At 68.3% G+C, this 16036-nt stretch carries 14 protein-coding genes; 10 read left to right on the forward strand and 4 right to left on the reverse strand.

The genetic code is table 11. The features are described from left to right. Nucleotides 1-52: 52 nt before the first annotated feature. The 10 genes from ACOGXI_RS16115 (at nt 53) to ACOGXI_RS16160 (ending at nt 9876) form a co-directional block, all read left to right on the forward strand. Nucleotides 53-1507 (forward strand): M28 family peptidase, encoded by a 1455-nt coding sequence (locus ACOGXI_RS16115; protein WP_419939831.1) that lies wholly within the window; start codon nt 53-55, stop codon nt 1505-1507. An 87-nt stretch (nt 1508-1594) separates the two neighbouring features. Further along, nucleotides 1595-2137 carry a YtxH domain-containing protein gene (locus ACOGXI_RS16120; RefSeq protein ID WP_419939832.1) on the forward strand — a complete coding sequence of 181 codons (543 nt, stop codon included), beginning with the start codon at nt 1595-1597 and terminating at the stop codon, nt 2135-2137. Nucleotides 2138-2140: 3 nt separating this feature from the next. Then, entirely contained in the window at nt 2141-2614 is a 474-nt protein-coding gene (gene smpB, locus ACOGXI_RS16125; protein ID WP_419939833.1) for an SsrA-binding protein SmpB, read from the forward strand. After that, the gene (locus ACOGXI_RS16130) at nt 2604-3896 is read left to right on the forward strand and encodes an N-acetylmuramoyl-L-alanine amidase family protein (RefSeq protein WP_419939834.1); all 1293 of its coding nucleotides are present in this window, start codon (nt 2604-2606) and stop codon (nt 3894-3896) included. The genes smpB and ACOGXI_RS16130 overlap by 11 nt, the downstream gene beginning before the upstream one ends. Beyond that, the gene (locus tag ACOGXI_RS16135; protein ID WP_419939835.1) at nt 3890-4702 is read left to right on the forward strand and encodes a dihydroorotate dehydrogenase; all 813 of its coding nucleotides are present in this window, start codon (nt 3890-3892) and stop codon (nt 4700-4702) included. Before ACOGXI_RS16130 ends, ACOGXI_RS16135 begins: the two co-directional genes overlap by 7 nt. Next, nucleotides 4648-5664, forward strand: a complete 1017-nt coding sequence (locus ACOGXI_RS16140; protein ID WP_419939836.1) for a dihydroorotate dehydrogenase — start codon at nt 4648-4650, stop codon at nt 5662-5664. Before ACOGXI_RS16135 ends, ACOGXI_RS16140 begins: the two co-directional genes overlap by 55 nt. Further along, nucleotides 5664-7160 carry a RapZ C-terminal domain-containing protein gene (locus ACOGXI_RS16145; RefSeq protein ID WP_419939837.1) on the forward strand — a complete coding sequence of 499 codons (1497 nt, stop codon included), beginning with the start codon at nt 5664-5666 and terminating at the stop codon, nt 7158-7160. The genes ACOGXI_RS16140 and ACOGXI_RS16145 overlap by 1 nt, the downstream gene beginning before the upstream one ends. Nucleotides 7161-7191: 31 nt before the next feature. Beyond that, nucleotides 7192-7992 (forward strand): nucleotidyltransferase family protein, encoded by an 801-nt coding sequence (locus ACOGXI_RS16150; protein ID WP_419940229.1) that lies wholly within the window; start codon nt 7192-7194, stop codon nt 7990-7992. Beyond that, nucleotides 7989-9002, forward strand: a complete 1014-nt coding sequence (locus tag ACOGXI_RS16155) for an NAD(P)H-quinone oxidoreductase (RefSeq protein WP_419939838.1) — start codon at nt 7989-7991, stop codon at nt 9000-9002. The genes ACOGXI_RS16150 and ACOGXI_RS16155 overlap by 4 nt, the downstream gene beginning before the upstream one ends. Before the next feature lie 88 nt (nt 9003-9090). Continuing rightward, nucleotides 9091-9876 carry an abortive infection family protein gene (locus ACOGXI_RS16160; RefSeq protein ID WP_419939839.1) on the forward strand — a complete coding sequence of 262 codons (786 nt, stop codon included), beginning with the start codon at nt 9091-9093 and terminating at the stop codon, nt 9874-9876. 220 nt (nt 9877-10096) lie between these two features. Here ACOGXI_RS16160 and ACOGXI_RS16165 read toward each other — a convergent pair whose 3' ends face one another. From ACOGXI_RS16165 to ACOGXI_RS16180, 4 genes are all read right to left on the reverse strand, one after another. Then, the gene (locus ACOGXI_RS16165) at nt 10097-10732 is read right to left on the reverse strand and encodes a hypothetical protein (protein WP_419939840.1); all 636 of its coding nucleotides are present in this window, start codon (nt 10730-10732) and stop codon (nt 10097-10099) included. Nucleotides 10733-10803: 71 nt separating this feature from the next. Further along, the gene (locus tag ACOGXI_RS16170) at nt 10804-14112 is read right to left on the reverse strand and encodes a hypothetical protein (RefSeq protein WP_419939841.1); all 3309 of its coding nucleotides are present in this window, start codon (nt 14110-14112) and stop codon (nt 10804-10806) included. Nucleotides 14113-14118: 6 nt separating this feature from the next. After that, on the reverse strand, nt 14119-14586 hold the full coding sequence (locus tag ACOGXI_RS16175) for a hypothetical protein (RefSeq protein ID WP_419939842.1): 468 nt from the start codon (nt 14584-14586) through the stop codon (nt 14119-14121). Between the two features lie 2 nt (nt 14587-14588). After that, nucleotides 14589-15629, reverse strand: a complete 1041-nt coding sequence (locus ACOGXI_RS16180) for an AAA family ATPase (RefSeq protein WP_419939843.1) — start codon at nt 15627-15629, stop codon at nt 14589-14591. Nucleotides 15630-16036 lie beyond the last annotated feature (407 nt).

Genomic DNA, 16036 nt, shown 5'->3' on the forward strand with positions numbered 1-16036 from the left:
CTACACGTCGCGGACTCGCCTTCGATCGAACGTCTCTCCGGGAAGGAAGCGAATGAAAAGGAAGCTATGGGTTCCGCTGCTGGCACTCGCGGCCTCCCCCGCGGGCATCTCCGCGCAGGCCGGGACCGGGGCCGGAGCGGCGACCATCACCGCGGACGACCTGCGTTTTCGCATCGGCGCCCTGGCGCATGATTCGATGCGCGGCCGGGCGACGCCGAGCCCGGAACTGAACAAGGCGGCGCGACACATCGCCCGCCGTTTCGAGGAGTTCGGCCTCCAGCCGGCGGACGGGGACAGCTATCTGCAGGAGTATCCGCTGACCGCTTCCCGAGCCGGCTCCCCCGGGCGGCAGTTGCTCGAGATCGACGGTCCGGGCGGCGGGACGATCGACATATCCGACTACCTCTCCGTTCCCGGCGGCCGCGGCCAGGCCGCAGGTCCGCTCGCGGTCGTGACGCCCGGCGGCGCGGACCCCCCCTCGGGCGCTGTCGCGATCATGCGGGTGCCGTCCGATGACATGCGGCGGGGCCTCGAATCCGTCCGCGGCATCCTCGATGGCGGCGCCGTCGCCGTTCTGCTCGCGATCGATGCGGCGGACGACTACTTCGACGGCATCCGGCGCTTCTACGCGCGGGAGCGGCTTTCCGTCGGCATGCCGGAGGAACTCGGCGCCCCGGTGGCGCTCGTCCGGACGCACGCGCTCCCCGAGGCGCTGCGTGCGGCCCTCGCTTCCGGCGCGGGCACGAACGTTTGGGAGGCGACGGTGCGCACGCACTCCGAATTCCGCGAGGAGAGGGCCTACAACACGATCGGCTGGATCGAGGGTTCGGATCCCGACCTGCGCGGCGAGTTCGTCGTCTTCACCGCCCACATGGATCACGTGGGCGTGGGGCGGCCCGTCGATGGCGACTCCATCTACAACGGCGCCGATGACGACGCCTCGGGAACCGCGGCGATCATCGAACTCGCCCAGGCGTTCGCGTCGCTGGAAACGCCGCCTCGCCGTTCCCTCGTGTTCATGACCGTGAGCGGGGAGGAGCGCGGCCTTCTCGGCTCCGCCTGGTATGCGGAGAACCCGCTGTTTCCCCTCGGGGCGACGGTCGCCAACCTGAACATCGACATGATCGGACGGAACTGGCGCGACACCGTCGTGGCGATCGGCGCCGACGAATCGACGCTCGGCACGACGCTTCGGCAGACGCTGCGGGATCACCCGGAACTCGGGCTCGAGACGATCGACGACCCGTGGCCGGAGGAGAATTTCTACTTCCGCTCGGACCACTACAACTTTGCGAGGAAGGGCGTACCCATTCTCTTCTTCTTCACGGGCACGCACGAGGACTATCACGGTCCCAACGACGAACCGGACCGGATTCTGTACGACAAGACGGCGCGCATCGCGCGTCTCATCTTTCATCTCGGGCATCGCATCGCCGACGCCGAAGAACGGCCCGAGTGGGATCCGGCCGCATACCGGCGGGTTGTAGAGGGCGGCGGTGGGTCGTAGACGGTCGCGGCCGACAGGTTGCGCCGAGCTATCGGGCTTCGCCGAGCCAGCGGATTTCGCCAGGGCGCCAGCAGGAGAGTGAGTGACATGTCGGAGTCGGAGCAGGATCAACAACCGTACGTGATCGTGGAACGCCGGGCGTCCGGGGTCGTCGCATTCGTCTGCGGCGCCCTGGTGGGCGCGGGCGTCGCGCTGCTTCTGGCGCCGAAGTCCGGACGCGAGACGCAGGCCGATCTGCGGGAGGGAGCCCGCCGGTTCAAGGAGGGGACGGGGGAGCGACTCACGGACCTCCGGGATACGCTCGGGGACCGCTACGACCGCACGCGCGATCAGGTGGGAACGCGCGTGGGGGCCTTCCGCCGAAACGTCGCCGACCGCCAGAAGAAGGCGGGGGAGGCGCTAAAGGCGGGGAAGGACGCGGCCCGGCAGGCTCGCTCCGACCTCGAAGCGCGCGTCTCCGAGTCCAAGGAGGCCTACCGCGCGGCGCTGGCGGAGGGCGCGGCGCCGGAGGAACGCCCGGAGGACGGGTCCGGGGATGAGGCGGCAGACGGAACCGGAGACGAGGCGGGGGAGGCGCCGAGGGCCGATGAGAGCGCCGGCGACGCCGACGGCGAGGCGTCCCGGGAGTGAGCCGTGGGCGATCTCGATGGGGTCCGGGTCATCGCCCGCAACAGGAAGGCGCGCCACGACTACGAAGTGCTCGAACAGTTCGAGGCGGGGATCGTGCTGCGGGGCGCGGAGGTGAAATCGCTCCGGGACGGCAAGGCGAGCTTCACCGACTCGTACGGGCGCATCGACGCCGGAGAGGCGTGGCTCCATAATCTCCACATTCCTCCGTACGACAAGGCGACGATCGACGCCCCCGACCCGGTGCGTCCGCGAAAACTCCTGCTCAGGCGGCGGGAGATCGATCGCCTGCGCTCGAAGACGCGGGAGGGCGGGCTGACGCTCGTGCCGCTGGATCTCCATTTTCGGCGGGGCTTTGCCAAGGTCACGCTGGGGTTGGCGCGGGGGAAGAAGCACCGGGATCGGCGGGAGGACCTGAAGAGGAAGACGATGCGGCGGGAGGTAGAGCGGGCGACGAGAGAGGCCGCGCGTGGTGGTTGACCGGGGAGCCCGCGGCGAACGCGGACGGGTCGGCGCGGGCGGGCGGCTGGTGGTTGCCGCCGCCGCCGTCGCCATCGTCGTCGCGCAGGCCGTGCTTTCGGGGATCCTGACGAGACTCGAGGCGCAGGCGCCCCCCGAGACGGTACAGGCGGAGGTGTCGGGCCGCACCGTGAGTCTCGCCGTCGCGCGGCACCGGGCCTACCCCGCGGTGGAGGCGGCGGATCTGGCGCTCGCACTGGAGAGCGTCCTCGATGACGTCACGCGCAACGGCGTTTTTCTTCGGGCCCGCCTCCACGGCGAAGAGGTCGCGTTCGAGGCGGAATCGCCCTTCTTCCGACACGGGGAACGCACCGTGCAGCTTGCGAATCCGCCTTACGAGGAAGGCGGCGCCTTCTGGCTTCCGGCCGAGTTCGTCACGCGGTGGGTGTCGGAGGGATCGCCACAGGTCGCTGCCGTGTCCCCGGGGTCCGAGCCGTCGGAGCCGTCCGCGTCATCCCCGGCGTCCCCGGCGTCCCCCTCCGCCGCCCCGCCAGCCGACGATCCGTTGCCGGCCCGCGTCGACCCGGCCGCGCCGTGGCGCGTGATCATCGATCCGGGGCACGGAGGCCGCGACCCGGGCACGCTGGGCGGCGCCAGCCAGGAGAAGGACATCGTGCTCGCGATCGCGAGACGACTGTACGAGGAGCTTGAAGGGCGGGAGATGGTCGAGCCCTACCTGACCCGGGACACGGATGTCTACGTGGACCTCGACCAGCGCTCCCAGTTCGCGGTGGACCGGGCCGGGGATCTCTTCGTCTCGATCCACGCCAACGCCGCGGCGGACGAACGAGCGCGCGGATTCGAGACCATCTTCCTCGGGCAGGCCCGCTCGGAGGAGGCGCGCGAGATTGCGCTGCGGGAGAACCGGGGCCCCGACGTGGACGACGCGGCAGGTTCGCCGTCCGACGTCCGGTTCATCCTCGCGGGACTGGACCGGACCGAGAATCTTGCCGAGTCGCGGCTCTTCGCCGGGTTTGTGCAGAACTCGATCCGGAGCGCCCGTCGCGGCGGGTCGCCCGACCGCGGCGTCATCCAGGGCCCGTGGTGGGTGCTGCTCGGAGCGCTCGTGCGCATGCCATCCGTGATCGTCGAAGTCGGTTTTCTTTCCAACGCCGAAGAGGAGCGCTACCTGAACGGTGCGGAGGGGCAGGAAGCCATCGCGCGGGCGGTCGCGGACGCGATCGTGGCGTACCGCGAGGACCTGCTGCGCCGGTACGCTCCCGCGCCGGAGTCGGGGTGCTGAGCGCCGGCGGCGTTGTCGCCGCGGAGCGCGCGGTGCCGGTGAGCCGGCGGGCGACGCTGCTCTCCACGCGTCTCGTGGCCCGCGATACCTGGTGGCAGGAGTTCGACTGCCCGGACATCGCGGCCGCCGCGCTGCCCGGGCAGTTCGTCATGCTCGGCGTCGGGCTCGACGCGCCGGGGGCCTGGCTCCTCCCGCGTCCGTTTAGCGTCGGCTGGACGGGCCCCGGCGGCGAGGTCGGCATCCTGCTGCGCGCCTACGGGCAGGGCACCCGGGCGCTGGCGAAATTGGAGGTCGGCCAGACCGCCCTCCTTCTCGGCCCGCTCGGCCGACCCTTCGACACGGAGGGCGCGGAGATCGAGTGCATCGCGGGCGGCGTCGGGCTTGCCCCGTTCATCTTCCTCGCGGCGCGCGAGGCCGCCGCGGGACGGCGGGTGCGGCTCATCTACGGAGAGCGGGACGCCGGAGCCGTCTTCGACCCCGGGCTCATCGCCCGCCTCACGGAGCACGACCCGGAGTTGTTCACGGAAGACGGGAGCGACGGCCGGAAGGGGCTCGTGACCGCCGGCCTCGACCCGGCGTCGAACGCGCTTCTCCTCGGCTGCGGTCCGACGCCGCTCCTCCGGGCGCTCGAGGCCTTCGCGCGGGAACACGGCCGCAGGCTCCAGGTCTCGGTGGAGGAACACATGGGCTGCGGGATCGGCACCTGCCAGGGGTGCGTGGTGCGCGGGGCGGACGGTCGCTGGGTGAAGTCGTGCATCGAGGGCTCCGTCTTCCCCGCGGAGGAACTCGACTGGGGGGCGATCTGACCTCGGCCGCGGCGTCCCCGGGCCTCGTCCAGCGCGTGTTCGGGGCGGAGTTTCCGAGTCCCGTGCTCCTGGCCTCGGGCACCTGCGGCTACGGACAGGAATACGCGGATCTCATTCCCCTCGATGAGATCGGTGGGCTGGTCACGAAGGCGGTGAGCCTCGAGCCGCGCCCCGGGAACCCGCCGCACCGCGTCGCGGAGACGCCCGGCGGGATGATCAACGCGATCGGGCTCGAGAACCCCGGCCTGCGCGGCTTCATCGCGGAGAAACTCCCCTGGCTGCGCGAGCACCTCCGCCGCGCGCAGGTGTTCGTGAACGTCGTCGGGCACTCGGCGGAGGATTTTGCCGCCGTCGTGAGCGGGCTCGACGGAGAGGACGGCTTCCTCGGGTACGAGATCAACGTCTCCTGCCCCAACGTGAAGGGCGGCACGATGTTCGGCACCGACGAACGGGCGCTGGCCGACCTCGTGGCGCGGCTCCGCGGCTGCACGGAGCGGCCGCTCGTGATCAAGCTCACGCCCAACGTCCCCGACGTGGGCGACTTCGCCCGCATCTGCGAGGAGGCGGGGGCCGACGGCCTGAGCGCGATCAACACCTTCCCCGGGATGGTCGTCGACGTCGCGCGCCGCGAACCGCTGATCGGCAACCGGTCCGGCGGCGTGAGCGGCCCCGCCATCCTCCCCATGGGCGTCTACGCGACGTGGCGGGCGCGGCAGACGTGCGAGCTTCCGATCATGGGGATCGGGGGAATCCGCAACGCGGAGGACGCGCTGCAGTACGTCCTCGCCGGCGCCTGCCTCGTCCAGATCGGGACGGCTTCGTTCGTCGACCCGGGCGCGGCGGTGGCGGTCCATGAGGGGATCTCGGAGCACCTGAAGGCGAACGGCGTCGCGCGCCTCGAGGATCTCGTGGGCGCGCTCCGGGCCCGGCCCGGCGCGGGCCCCGCGATTCCGGCCGGCTGATGGTTCCCGGCAAGGCGATTCCCGGCAAGGCGCTGGTCGACCTCGCGTCGGCGCTCTTCGTCGAGTGGCACGGCGAACCGCCGCGGGACATCCGTCCCGTCGCCGCGGACGGCTCCACCCGCAGCTACTGGCGTCTCACGGCGCGGGACGGGGCGTCCGCCGTGGGCGCCCACGGGCCCGACCCCATGGAGAACCGGGCCTTTCTCTCCTACTCCCGCACGTTGCGCGAACTCGGACTGCCCGTGCCCGAGGTGTACGGAGCCGACGAGAAGTCCGGCGTGTGGCTCCTCGAGGATCTCGGCGACACGACCCTCTTCGACGCGATCAAGGAGGCGCGCGAACCGGGATCGGACGCCTTTCCCGACGCCGTTCTCCCCCTCTACCGGCGGGTGCTCGACATCCTCCCCCGCTTCCAGGTCGAGGGCGGGGACCGGATCGACTTCCGGCGCGCCTATCCCCGGGCGGCGTTCGACCGGCAGTCCATCCTCTGGGACCTCAACTACTTCAAGTACCACTTCCTCAAGCTCGCGCACATCCCGTTCAACGAGGCGCGTCTCGAACGGGACTTCTCGCGGCTGGCGGGCCATCTGCTCGCCGCCGAGCCGTCGTGGTTCCTGTACCGCGACCTCCAGTCGCGAAACGTGATGGTGCGGCCGGGGCCGAAGGGTCCGGAACCCTGGTTCATCGACTACCAGGGCGGACGGCGCGGGGCGCTGCAATACGACGTGGCGTCGCTGCTCTACGACTCGAAGGCGAATCTCGCCCGCCGGCACCGCGAGGCGCTGCTCGACCACTACGTCGGCGTCATCGAGTCGCGCGGGGTCGCGGGGCGCGAGGAGTTCCTCGAACTCTGGCCCGGCTATGTTCTCGTGCGGCTGCTGCAGGCGCTCGGGGCCTACGGCTACCGGGGGTTCTTCGAGCGAAAGCCGCGCTTCCTGCAGAGCGTGCCCTACGCGGCGGAGAACCTGCGGGGGCTGCTCGAGGCCGGTCTCCCCGCGCAGGTGCCCGAACTCGAGGGGGCGCTGCGCGCGATCGCCGATCGCTGGAGTCGCAAGGCGGAGCCGTCGGCGGCCGAGGGAGGGCTGGAGGTGACGGTCTCGAGCTTCCGGTATCCCGGCGGATATCCGGCGGACACGTCGGGTCACGGCGGAGGATACGTGTTCGACTGCCGCGGGCTCCCGAATCCGGGCCGCGAGGAGGCGTACCGCAACCTCACGGGTCTCGATGAGGAGACGATCGCCTTCATCGCGGCCCGGCCGGAGGCGCAGGAGTTCTGGGAACGGGTGCGGGGGATCGTGGACGCGCACATCGCGAACTACCTGAAGCGCGGGTTCCACAGCCTGGGCGTGCATTTCGGGTGTACGGGGGGACAGCACCGCTCGGTGTACATGGCGGAGCGGCTGCGCCAGCACCTGAGCGTGCGCTTCCCCGACGTGCGCGTGGAGGTCACGCACCGGGAGTCGGCGGACTGGCCCCGCCGTCCCGCGCGCGTCTGAGCCGGAGGGCGGGGGCGGACGCGTGGAGGCGATGATCTTCGCGGCGGGCCGGGGGCGCCGCCTGCGGCCGCTCACCGACGCGACGCCCAAGGCGCTCGTCGACTTCGGCGGCGCCCCTCTCCTGGAGCGCGTCGCCGGCAACCTCGTCGCGGCGGGCGCCCACCGCCTGATCGTGAACGCACACTATCTGGCCGGGCAGGTGGCGGCGTGGGCCGAGGCGTCGTCGCTGGGCGTCCCCGTGTTCGTGTCGCGGGAGGACGAGGAGTCGCCGGCTCCCCTGGACACGAGCGGCGGGCTCTTCCACGCACGGTCGCTGTTCGAGGCGCGGGAACCCTTCCTGCTCCACAACTGCGACGTCGTGACGGAGGTCGATCTCGCCGCGCTGTATCGCGCGCACCTGGAAGGCGAGGCGCGGGATGGGCGGCTGGCCACGCTCGCGATCGCGGAGCGGGAAACGTCGCGCCCTCTCCTGGCGGACGGCCGGGGCGTGTACGGGCGCGCGAACCGGTCGGAGGGGTGGGAAGTCATCGCGCGCGAGCCGTCGAGCGCGGGCGAAGCCCGGGAGGTCGGATTCTGCGGCATTCACGTGTTCTCACCGCGCGTATTCGAACGCCACGCGGAAGGAGGCGTCTTCTCGATCATGGATTCGTACATGGACTGGATTGGGGACGGGGAGCACGTCGGAGTGTTCGACGCGACGGGCGCGGCGTGGTACGACATCGGAACGCCCGAACGGCTGGACGCCGCGCGGCGCGCCTTCGGCGTGGCCACTGGCGCGGGGACAGCCCCTTCGGCAGCGGCCACACCGACGGCGGGGAGCGCGGACGCATGAGGGCGATCCGCATCCGGGAACCCGGCGGCCCGGAGGTCCTGGAACTCGTCGAGCGGGACGACCCGGTCGCCGCGGCCGGCGAGGTGCGGGTGCGCGTGCGGTGCGCGGGGATCAACCGGGCCGATCTCCTGCAGCGGATGGGCCGCTATCCGGCGCCTGCCGACGCCCCGCCCGACATTCCGGGGCTCGAGTTCGCCGGTGAGATCGAGACGGTCGGGACCGGCGTCGCCGGCTGGTCGGCGGGCGACCGCGTGATGGGCATTCTCGGCGGCGGCGGATACGGCGAGCGGGTGACGGTGCCGGCCGGGCAGCTCCTGCCCGTCCCGCCGACGCTGAGCTGGACCGAGGCGGGAGCGATCCCGGAGGTCTTCCTCACCGCGGCGGATGCCCTCGTCGAGCGCGGCCGCCTGCGCTCCGGCGAGTGCGTGCTCGTGCACACGGCCGGCGGCGGCGTCGGAACGGCCGCCCTGCAGCTTGCCCGGGCCGCGGGAGCGGGGTCGATCATCGCCACGGCGTCGGCGGACAAGCTTCGCCGCCTGCGTGAAGCCGGACTGCCGCACGACCTCGCCGTCGACCGTCGGGCCGGCTCCTTCGCCGACGCCATCGCGCAGCACACCGCCCGGGCCGGCGCCGACGTCATCCTCGACACCGTCGGCGCCCCGTACTGGGAGGCGAACATGGCCAGCCTCGCCACCCTGGGCCGCCTCGTCATCGTCGGCGTCATGGGCGGCATGAAGGTCGAGGCCGATCTCCGCCAGCTCATGGGGAAGCGCGCGACCGTGGTCGGCACCGTCCTCCGCGCCCGCTCGAAGGCGGAGAAGGCGACCCTCACGGAGATGTTCGCGACCCGCTTTCTCCCCGGCTTCACGGCCCCGGAGGGGGACCCCTCCCACCTGCGCCCCGTCATCGACCGCGTCTTCCCCCTGGCCGAGGCCGCCGAGGCCCACCGCCACGTCGAGTCCAACCGCTCCTTCGGCAAGGTCCTCCTCGACCTCGCGACGGATTTCTGAGTACGGTTAGGCAAGACTACCGTTGGCAGGGTGGTTCACCGCACAACTTCACGTCTTCGTCACTTGATGAGCAGGGAGGAACCGGAAAATGCAAGATGAAATTCTTGACATAATCATGCGCCTGAAGGACATTCTGACGAACCGCGCCACGGGTAGCACATTCGCGGGCGGAAGGCCGGCGCATGATTGTCTTGATGTCGAATACAGAGAGGTCCGGCGCCTGCTCATAAAGCGTAGTCAGATCAGGGGGAGATTGCCGGGCTTCGTGCGGCGTCACAGTGACCTGCAGGGATTCTGGGATTGGATTCAAGGTGAGGCGTCAACGTACGCCGAGCGTCGGGAACTAATCGGAAATGAGTTCCGGCCTTTGATCGAATCCCTCGAGTCTTCAGACCATGGCCCCGGTGACCCGGTGGTCGCCGCCACGCTCGATGGTCTGAGTTCGGAGAGTATACGAGAAGCATGGCGGAAGGCGCTGGCCCGTCGATCCACGGACCCAGAAGGTGCGATCACGGCTGCAAGGAGCCTGCTCGAAGACACCTGCAAACATATTCTCGATGAACTTGATGTGAACCCCGGCCGTAATCGCGATCTTCCCAAACTGTGGTCGATGGTGGCGAGCCGTTTGAATCTCGCCCCCGGCCAGCACGACGAGGAGATCTTTCGGGCAATCCTCGGGAATTGTCAGTCCGTCGTGGGCAATCTGGCGGCGATTCGCAACAAGCTTGGCGATGCGCACGGCCACGGTCCCAAACCGGTGAAGCCGCAACCGAGACACGCTGAATTGGCAGTCAATTTAGCTGGGGCGATGGCGGCGTTCCTGGTCGCGACGTGGGAACACCGAACCGGAAATCAGAGGCTGCAGCGCACGTAAAGACTGACGTGGTCCGCTTCGATCAGCCCTCCCGTACGCTTCCCGCTGGCGCATCGCATACGTCCTGGCAGTCGGGGACAGCCAATGCCAAGATGTTGCGTTCACCGATTGAGACCGCTGGGGTAACTCCACTCCACGGCTACGGCGTCGGACAGGACTCGTTGGCGCGGCGTGTGGCGCCGGCCGTACAGTCGCGATCCTTACCGTCGTGCCTCTGTACCTACGAGCCCGAGCCGTCCTTCTCGTCTGCGTCTGGTCTTGACCGGTTTGGTTCACGCTTATGCTCAGGAATATACGTCTCGACGAACTCCGTAACCGCGTCTTTCGGAATACCAAAAGGCGCGAGGCTGCGATGCACATCGCTAACGATTTGATTCGCTCGCGTCGTTGCCGAGCCGATCAGCTTGGCCACGTCGCCGCTTTGGTTGGCGATTTCGGTCGCGGAGTACGCTCGCGCGAGACTGAGGAGCAAGGGGAGCGGCGGGTTCAGAGGAAGTTCGATCTGCGGATCCTCTGACTCATTCCATTTGCACGGCACGGACAGCTTTCCGATGCGGAGACGTCCATCCTGGACCTCAAGCCGAATCGGGTCGGAGTCCGAGGGTAGCCGCCCCAACGGCAGGAGTGATCGCGAGGACACTGTGACGCTTCCGGTCCACCGACCGGAGGCGTTGATGGCGGTGCTGGCCCCGACACATGCGATGACCAGCTGTTTGTTCTCAAGGGTCAACACCAACTCTTCATGAGACGTCGGCTTCATCACACGCCTCAACGTTCTGAGTGCCTGCGTCAACTCGTCGCGTTGAACTTCAAGATGAGCCATGTCCACCGATCCTTGAGAATGCCAGAATTTCACGAAGACGGATGGCTCCGTTGGAAACGGATGTCAGGTGTTGCCCCCACGGCCTCATTGCCTGAGCGTCCCGCTCAGACGGACTTGAGGTTGTCGGAGATCTCGGCCAATTCGGCGTTGACGGCGGCGCGTTCCTCGTCCGACATATCGCCGGTGAGCGTAACGGAGACCTCGAAGCCGAGTTCGGCGGAGCCGGCGGCGGCGAGGAGGGTCGGGGCCCTGTCGGCCAGTTCCTGTAGCTGTCCCACATCGAGCTTGGCGGCGGCGGGCGGCGGGGGGGGTGTTAGAGGGCTGTCCTGGCGGACCCGTATCTTGAGTTGTGTGGCTTGATCGTACTCGCAGTCGGGGCTAGCGCTCCCGTCGGCGAGCACGAGCCAATGTGCGTTGATTGCGGCGCGGATCCCCTCCCGCACGAGTCCCCACGGAAGGGTAGTAGATCGTTCCTGCGAGAGCGCTTGGGCGAGGGTCAGGCCGGTCGCGGCGTCGTCGCGCCACGCGGCGGCCTGGATGGCTTCGGATCGAAGGTCTTGCGGCGTCAGCGGGTCCGGCGGCGGGCGCAGCGTCGCCTTGTCGTTTAGCGCCCCTGCGGGTACTGGCTCCTTCCAGGAGGTAGCGGGGGGATTCGTAAGCCAGACGGTGCCCAGCTCCACCGCCTGCCCCGCAGTTTCCAGCACCGTGTCGGCGGGGCACGCCGGGATCGTGACCATATCGTCGTAGTGGTCGCGGGGGATCTTCGCGACGTGTCCGCCCGCGAAGTAGTTCAGGAGCGTGGACACCGGAAGGGCCGGGCCCGTTTCGTCGCCGCTGTCGTCGTCCGTCCACAGGCTGGGTAGCTCGCCCGGAGCGAGGAGCGTCTCCGGTAGCCGGGTGAGTTCCGCCTTCTCCGGCAGGACGATTTCCAGCGCCTCATCGCCGGCCGCCTCCGCCTCCAGAGGTTCGCGCCACCACGTGCGGAAGCTGCCATCGGGTCGCCTCAGCCGAGCGACGAACAGGCCCTCGCGAACGCCGGCCAACACGGTGTCGGTGACGAGCTTCGGTCTCAGTACCTTCGGGAGTCGCGGATGACGCGCGAAGGCCCCGGCCAACTGGCTTGCGAAACGCGCGTCGTCTCCCTCCTGCCAGAGGTCGTACGGCCCGCCGGGAAGGAGCGCCTCGGCGTTCACCGGCGTGTCGGTGAGTCGCGTCTTGTCGTGTCCCTTGATCTCCTCGAACAGGGGTTGTCCGCTGGCGGGGAGCTTGAAGGCGTGCACGCTGTTCTCCGCGTCCACCGTCACGACGATCCCGTAGGCCTGTCGGATCACGCTCGGCAACTCCGCCTGCGTGTTGGCCTTCTGGCGCCGAAGGCGCTGCGACCGCACCGGATCCACCGTTTGGGTCGCGAGCTGCAATTCCACGTCCTCCCAACCGAGCAGCGCCCGCACTCGAGTGCGCGCCGCATCCAGGCCCTCGCGCGACGGTACGGCGATGACCACCGCGTTGCGGTTCACGCGGGGCCGGTTCGGGCCCGTGGTCTCGTCCAGAAACCGCTTCGCGATTCTGCTCGGTTTGCCCGACTCCGATGCCGCGTCGGGGCCGAGGATCACGTACCGGAAGCTGCCGTCGTCGGCGACGTCGCCGGGCGACTTCGGCAACACGTGCACGCCGGCCCCGGCGGCGGCCGCGCCACTCGTGAGAGGCTTCGTCTTGCGGATGAAATCCTCCAGCCGTGTCTCTACCATGTCTGCGGTGACACGGTCATTGCATGCCTGATCGTGCATCTGTTTCAGATTGGGCGCGTTGCCCAGACGCCACGACTTGGGGAGGCCCCGCTCCGCGCCGTAACCGGCCGCGTCGTCCCCGATGTCGGCGTCGTCGAGGAACCAGGAGGTCTCGCGCCAGCGGAGCAGCCCCTTCTCCAGTTCGATTCTGTCCGGCCCTGAGCCGCCCACGAGTCGGAGCAGCTCAGGCGTTTGCGCCTTCTGGCCCACCGGCTGCGAGCAGAGAAAGACGGCTACGACGGCCTGCTCCGCCTCGCGCGCCGGCTGGAGCGCCGCGCACTCACGCTGCACATCCCGCGCCTTGTCCAGTTCGGCCTCGAGCAGGGGAACCCATTCCGTCTTCTTGCCCTGCACGTCGTCCGTCGAGGCGACGCCCGCGAGTTCCCGCACGGCCTCGGAGACGTTGGCGGAATCGGGCTCGGCGAGGAGCACGGCGGGACCGACGAGCGGACTCCGGTCCCATGACTCCGCGTCCCGGAGCGCGGTGGCGAGCGTGCGCAGGATGCCCCGCGTGCGCTGGAAGCTCGCGATCTGCGTCCAGCGGCTGTACAGCGCATCCGTCATGTCCGGGTGGAACGGGAAGCTGTGCAGGAACCGCTCCTCGGCCTCCTTCTTTCCGCGCTGCGTCGTTTCGTCGAGCTTGGCGATGCCCTTCACGATCCCGATCACATGCGGCTTGTATCTCTGCGGATCGCGGATGCTCCCGGACTCGAAGAAGCGGCGGCGCAGAACTTCCGCCACATCCTCTCTCTGCACCGGCTGCACGCCCTCCTCGCGCTGCCGGCGAAAGATGTCCGCAATGTCGCGCAGTATCCTTCGGCCGAGGGCATCGGTGGTTCGCGACGGATCCGTGGCGAGGATGGACGCGACGATCGCCGCCCGGTCGATCTTCGCCACGGCCTGCGTGAGGTACTGGAAGAAGTTCCGCAGGTGCGTCACCCACTCCTCGGCCACTCCCGCCTTGGCGTGGGCGTACATCATGACTTCGTCCAAGAGGACGAGTGTGGCCGTCCCGTCCCGCTGCTGCCGCTCGATCAGCTTGACCAGGAGGGGCTCGGCGGGCGGCGTGTCGCGTTCCTCGTCTTCGTTGTTCGCGTGCAGCAGGCGGAGACCGTCCGCCCCGGCAAGTTGGAAGGCGAGCACGCTCCAAGGATGCTTGAGCGTGCGCCGCTCACCGTCGGGGGCGCGCACCCCCTCGATGCCCTTCTCCACGTCGATCTTGTCGAAGCAGAGCGCGGCCGTGGCGGCTCGCGGGAGGTGGGCGTCCGCATGCTCGCGGAACTCCCGCACCGCGGCGATGTCCGGCAGCCCGCCGGGGTCGTGGAACAGGTGATGGAGGGTGATGAGCGTGTGCGTCTTGCCGCCGCCGTACGTCATCTCGAGTTGACGCACGGCCTTGCTGTTCTGGCCCGCCAGTCGCCCCGCGACGTCCCTCACCAGTTCTCGAAGCGCGTGCGTGGGGTAGGTGAGCGCGAAGAACTTCTCAGGATCCTCGTAGATGGGCCGTTTCCCCGCCTCCGTGACCACCTCGTGCAGGTCGGCGGCGAACTCGGCGAGCGAAAGCTCTCCCGAGCGGAGTTCCGGCTTGAGACGAACGATCTGATGCCATGGGACGAGCTTTGACATGACTGTCTATCCGTTGGGACACAGGTCGGTTCGGTTGAGCAGATCCCGCCTCCGCCTCGTCGCGTTCTCGCTCTCCCGCAGAGGATAAACCCTGCCGCGAGGTTTCGAGACGAGCTGGGGATTCGTGAAGTCGGCGTGGAGACTGCGGTCGTGCGAGTAGAGGAGCCGTGCGCGACTCACCCGTGCAAGCGCTATGATATGCGGGTCGTCCGATTTGCAAAGCTCGCTGGCCGATACGGTTGCTGTCTCACGTTGGATCGCCCCATCGGGGAAGCTTATCACACGGCCACTAAGGAGCCCCTCTTTGGCCCAGACTTCGAAGTTGCCGTTGCCGGAAAGCTCCTCCCGCAGTTTGCCGCCGACAACGAGGCGGCCCCGAGGTGTTTCGAGCCAGTCAAAGAACTGTTCCGCCGGTGGCCTGCGATCCGCTGTAAACACTTCTCCAACCGCGTTGGCGTCGATGATCGCGCACATCCTTAGAGGCCCAGCGAACGGCGAGTCTCGAGTCTGAAGAACTCGCGGTAGCCGTCCGGTATCGCGCCGTCTGTCGCCACGAGGTTACCGTTCGCATCCCATCCCAGCGAGTAAATGATCACCGACAGGTTCCGGCGTTCAAAATACAGAATCGACACATCCTTGGGCCTCAGTTTGCCTCTTCCGTCGCGCACGTCCATGCGAATGCGGTCCATGAGATGGTCGCTGTGCGTCTCTACGAGGAGTTGCCGCCCCTTGGCAGCGACATCGCAGAACAAGCTGCCGAGCGCAGCTTGGGCGCTGGGGTGAAGGTGAACTTCCGGCTGTTGAAGCAGGAACATCTGCGATCCGCGCGGGCGAAGAAGTTCGGTGACGACGGGGAGCACCTGGCTTACGCCGTACCCGACATCAATGATGTTCCGGCGGGGTCCTTTCGCGCGTTTGCCGAACTTTCTGATCTGGATTTGAAATGGCCCGCCCGCCTTACCGCCCAGCGTCTTGACTGCGATCTCGTCAAACAGGCCGGACGCCTGTCCGAAACTCTCGAGTGAAGATCTGACGGACTCCCAGGTGCTCTGGTCGCCGCGGGCGATACCCGAGAGGAACATCGGGATATGCCCTCCCGCGGCATCTTGGAGTGCGTGTGTGGGATCGTAGGTTCTGCGCGGTCGCGAGCGAACGGGAGCACTGGCAAACACGCCGGACAGGCGTGGAGTGATGGGGAGACCTAATCTCCGAATCTCCTGCATATCATCCTTCGTTGGCTGTTTCGTCGTGCCGTTCTGCGGCTCGAAGCGTTCGGGCTCGTCGTCCAAATCGTGCCCTGCCAAGAGACTCCGCGTCAGGAAAGCCATAGGGAGTAGCTGGCGCTGCCGGACATCCCACTGCGCTGACGGGCCGCTCCAAAGATCGCCGATTCCGCGACGGCGAGTCGCCCACTGCCCGTTGCGGGTTGAGAAACGCACGGACACATCCGTCCCGTTGTCCGGAATGGACGCCTCCACCCAACTGTCTGCAGATGCGAGGCGACGGACCTTCGGCACGGGTGCGGTACCCTCCCGGCCAAAAACTACATCGAACCGGGATGCGGTACCCGGCCCGGCGTTGCGTCGCCGCCTCGTCCGCCGCGGTTCCACCGAGAACCCCGCCCTGAACTGCGTCGCTCGGCTGCCTCGTGCGCCGCGGTGGTGAGCGATCTCGTCGAAACTGCCAAGGTCGTAGGGAGACTGAGTAAAATCCGGAAACTGTTGGTGAAGTGCGATATCCCAGAGAACCCGCGCTAGCGCGAGAAACGATGTTTTCCCCGTGCTGTTCTCCCCTACAAGCAGAGTGATCGGCGCCAAGCGCACCCTCTGTTCGTCGCCAAAGCATCGAAAATCGGACACGCTGAGTTCGTTAACGTGCATCGTATGTGCGAAGCTCCCTAGGGTTCTTTGAACGGAATTCTACA

This window comes from Candidatus Palauibacter sp. (assembly GCF_965208055.1).
Lineage (GTDB): Bacteria > Gemmatimonadota > Gemmatimonadetes > Palauibacterales > Palauibacteraceae > Palauibacter.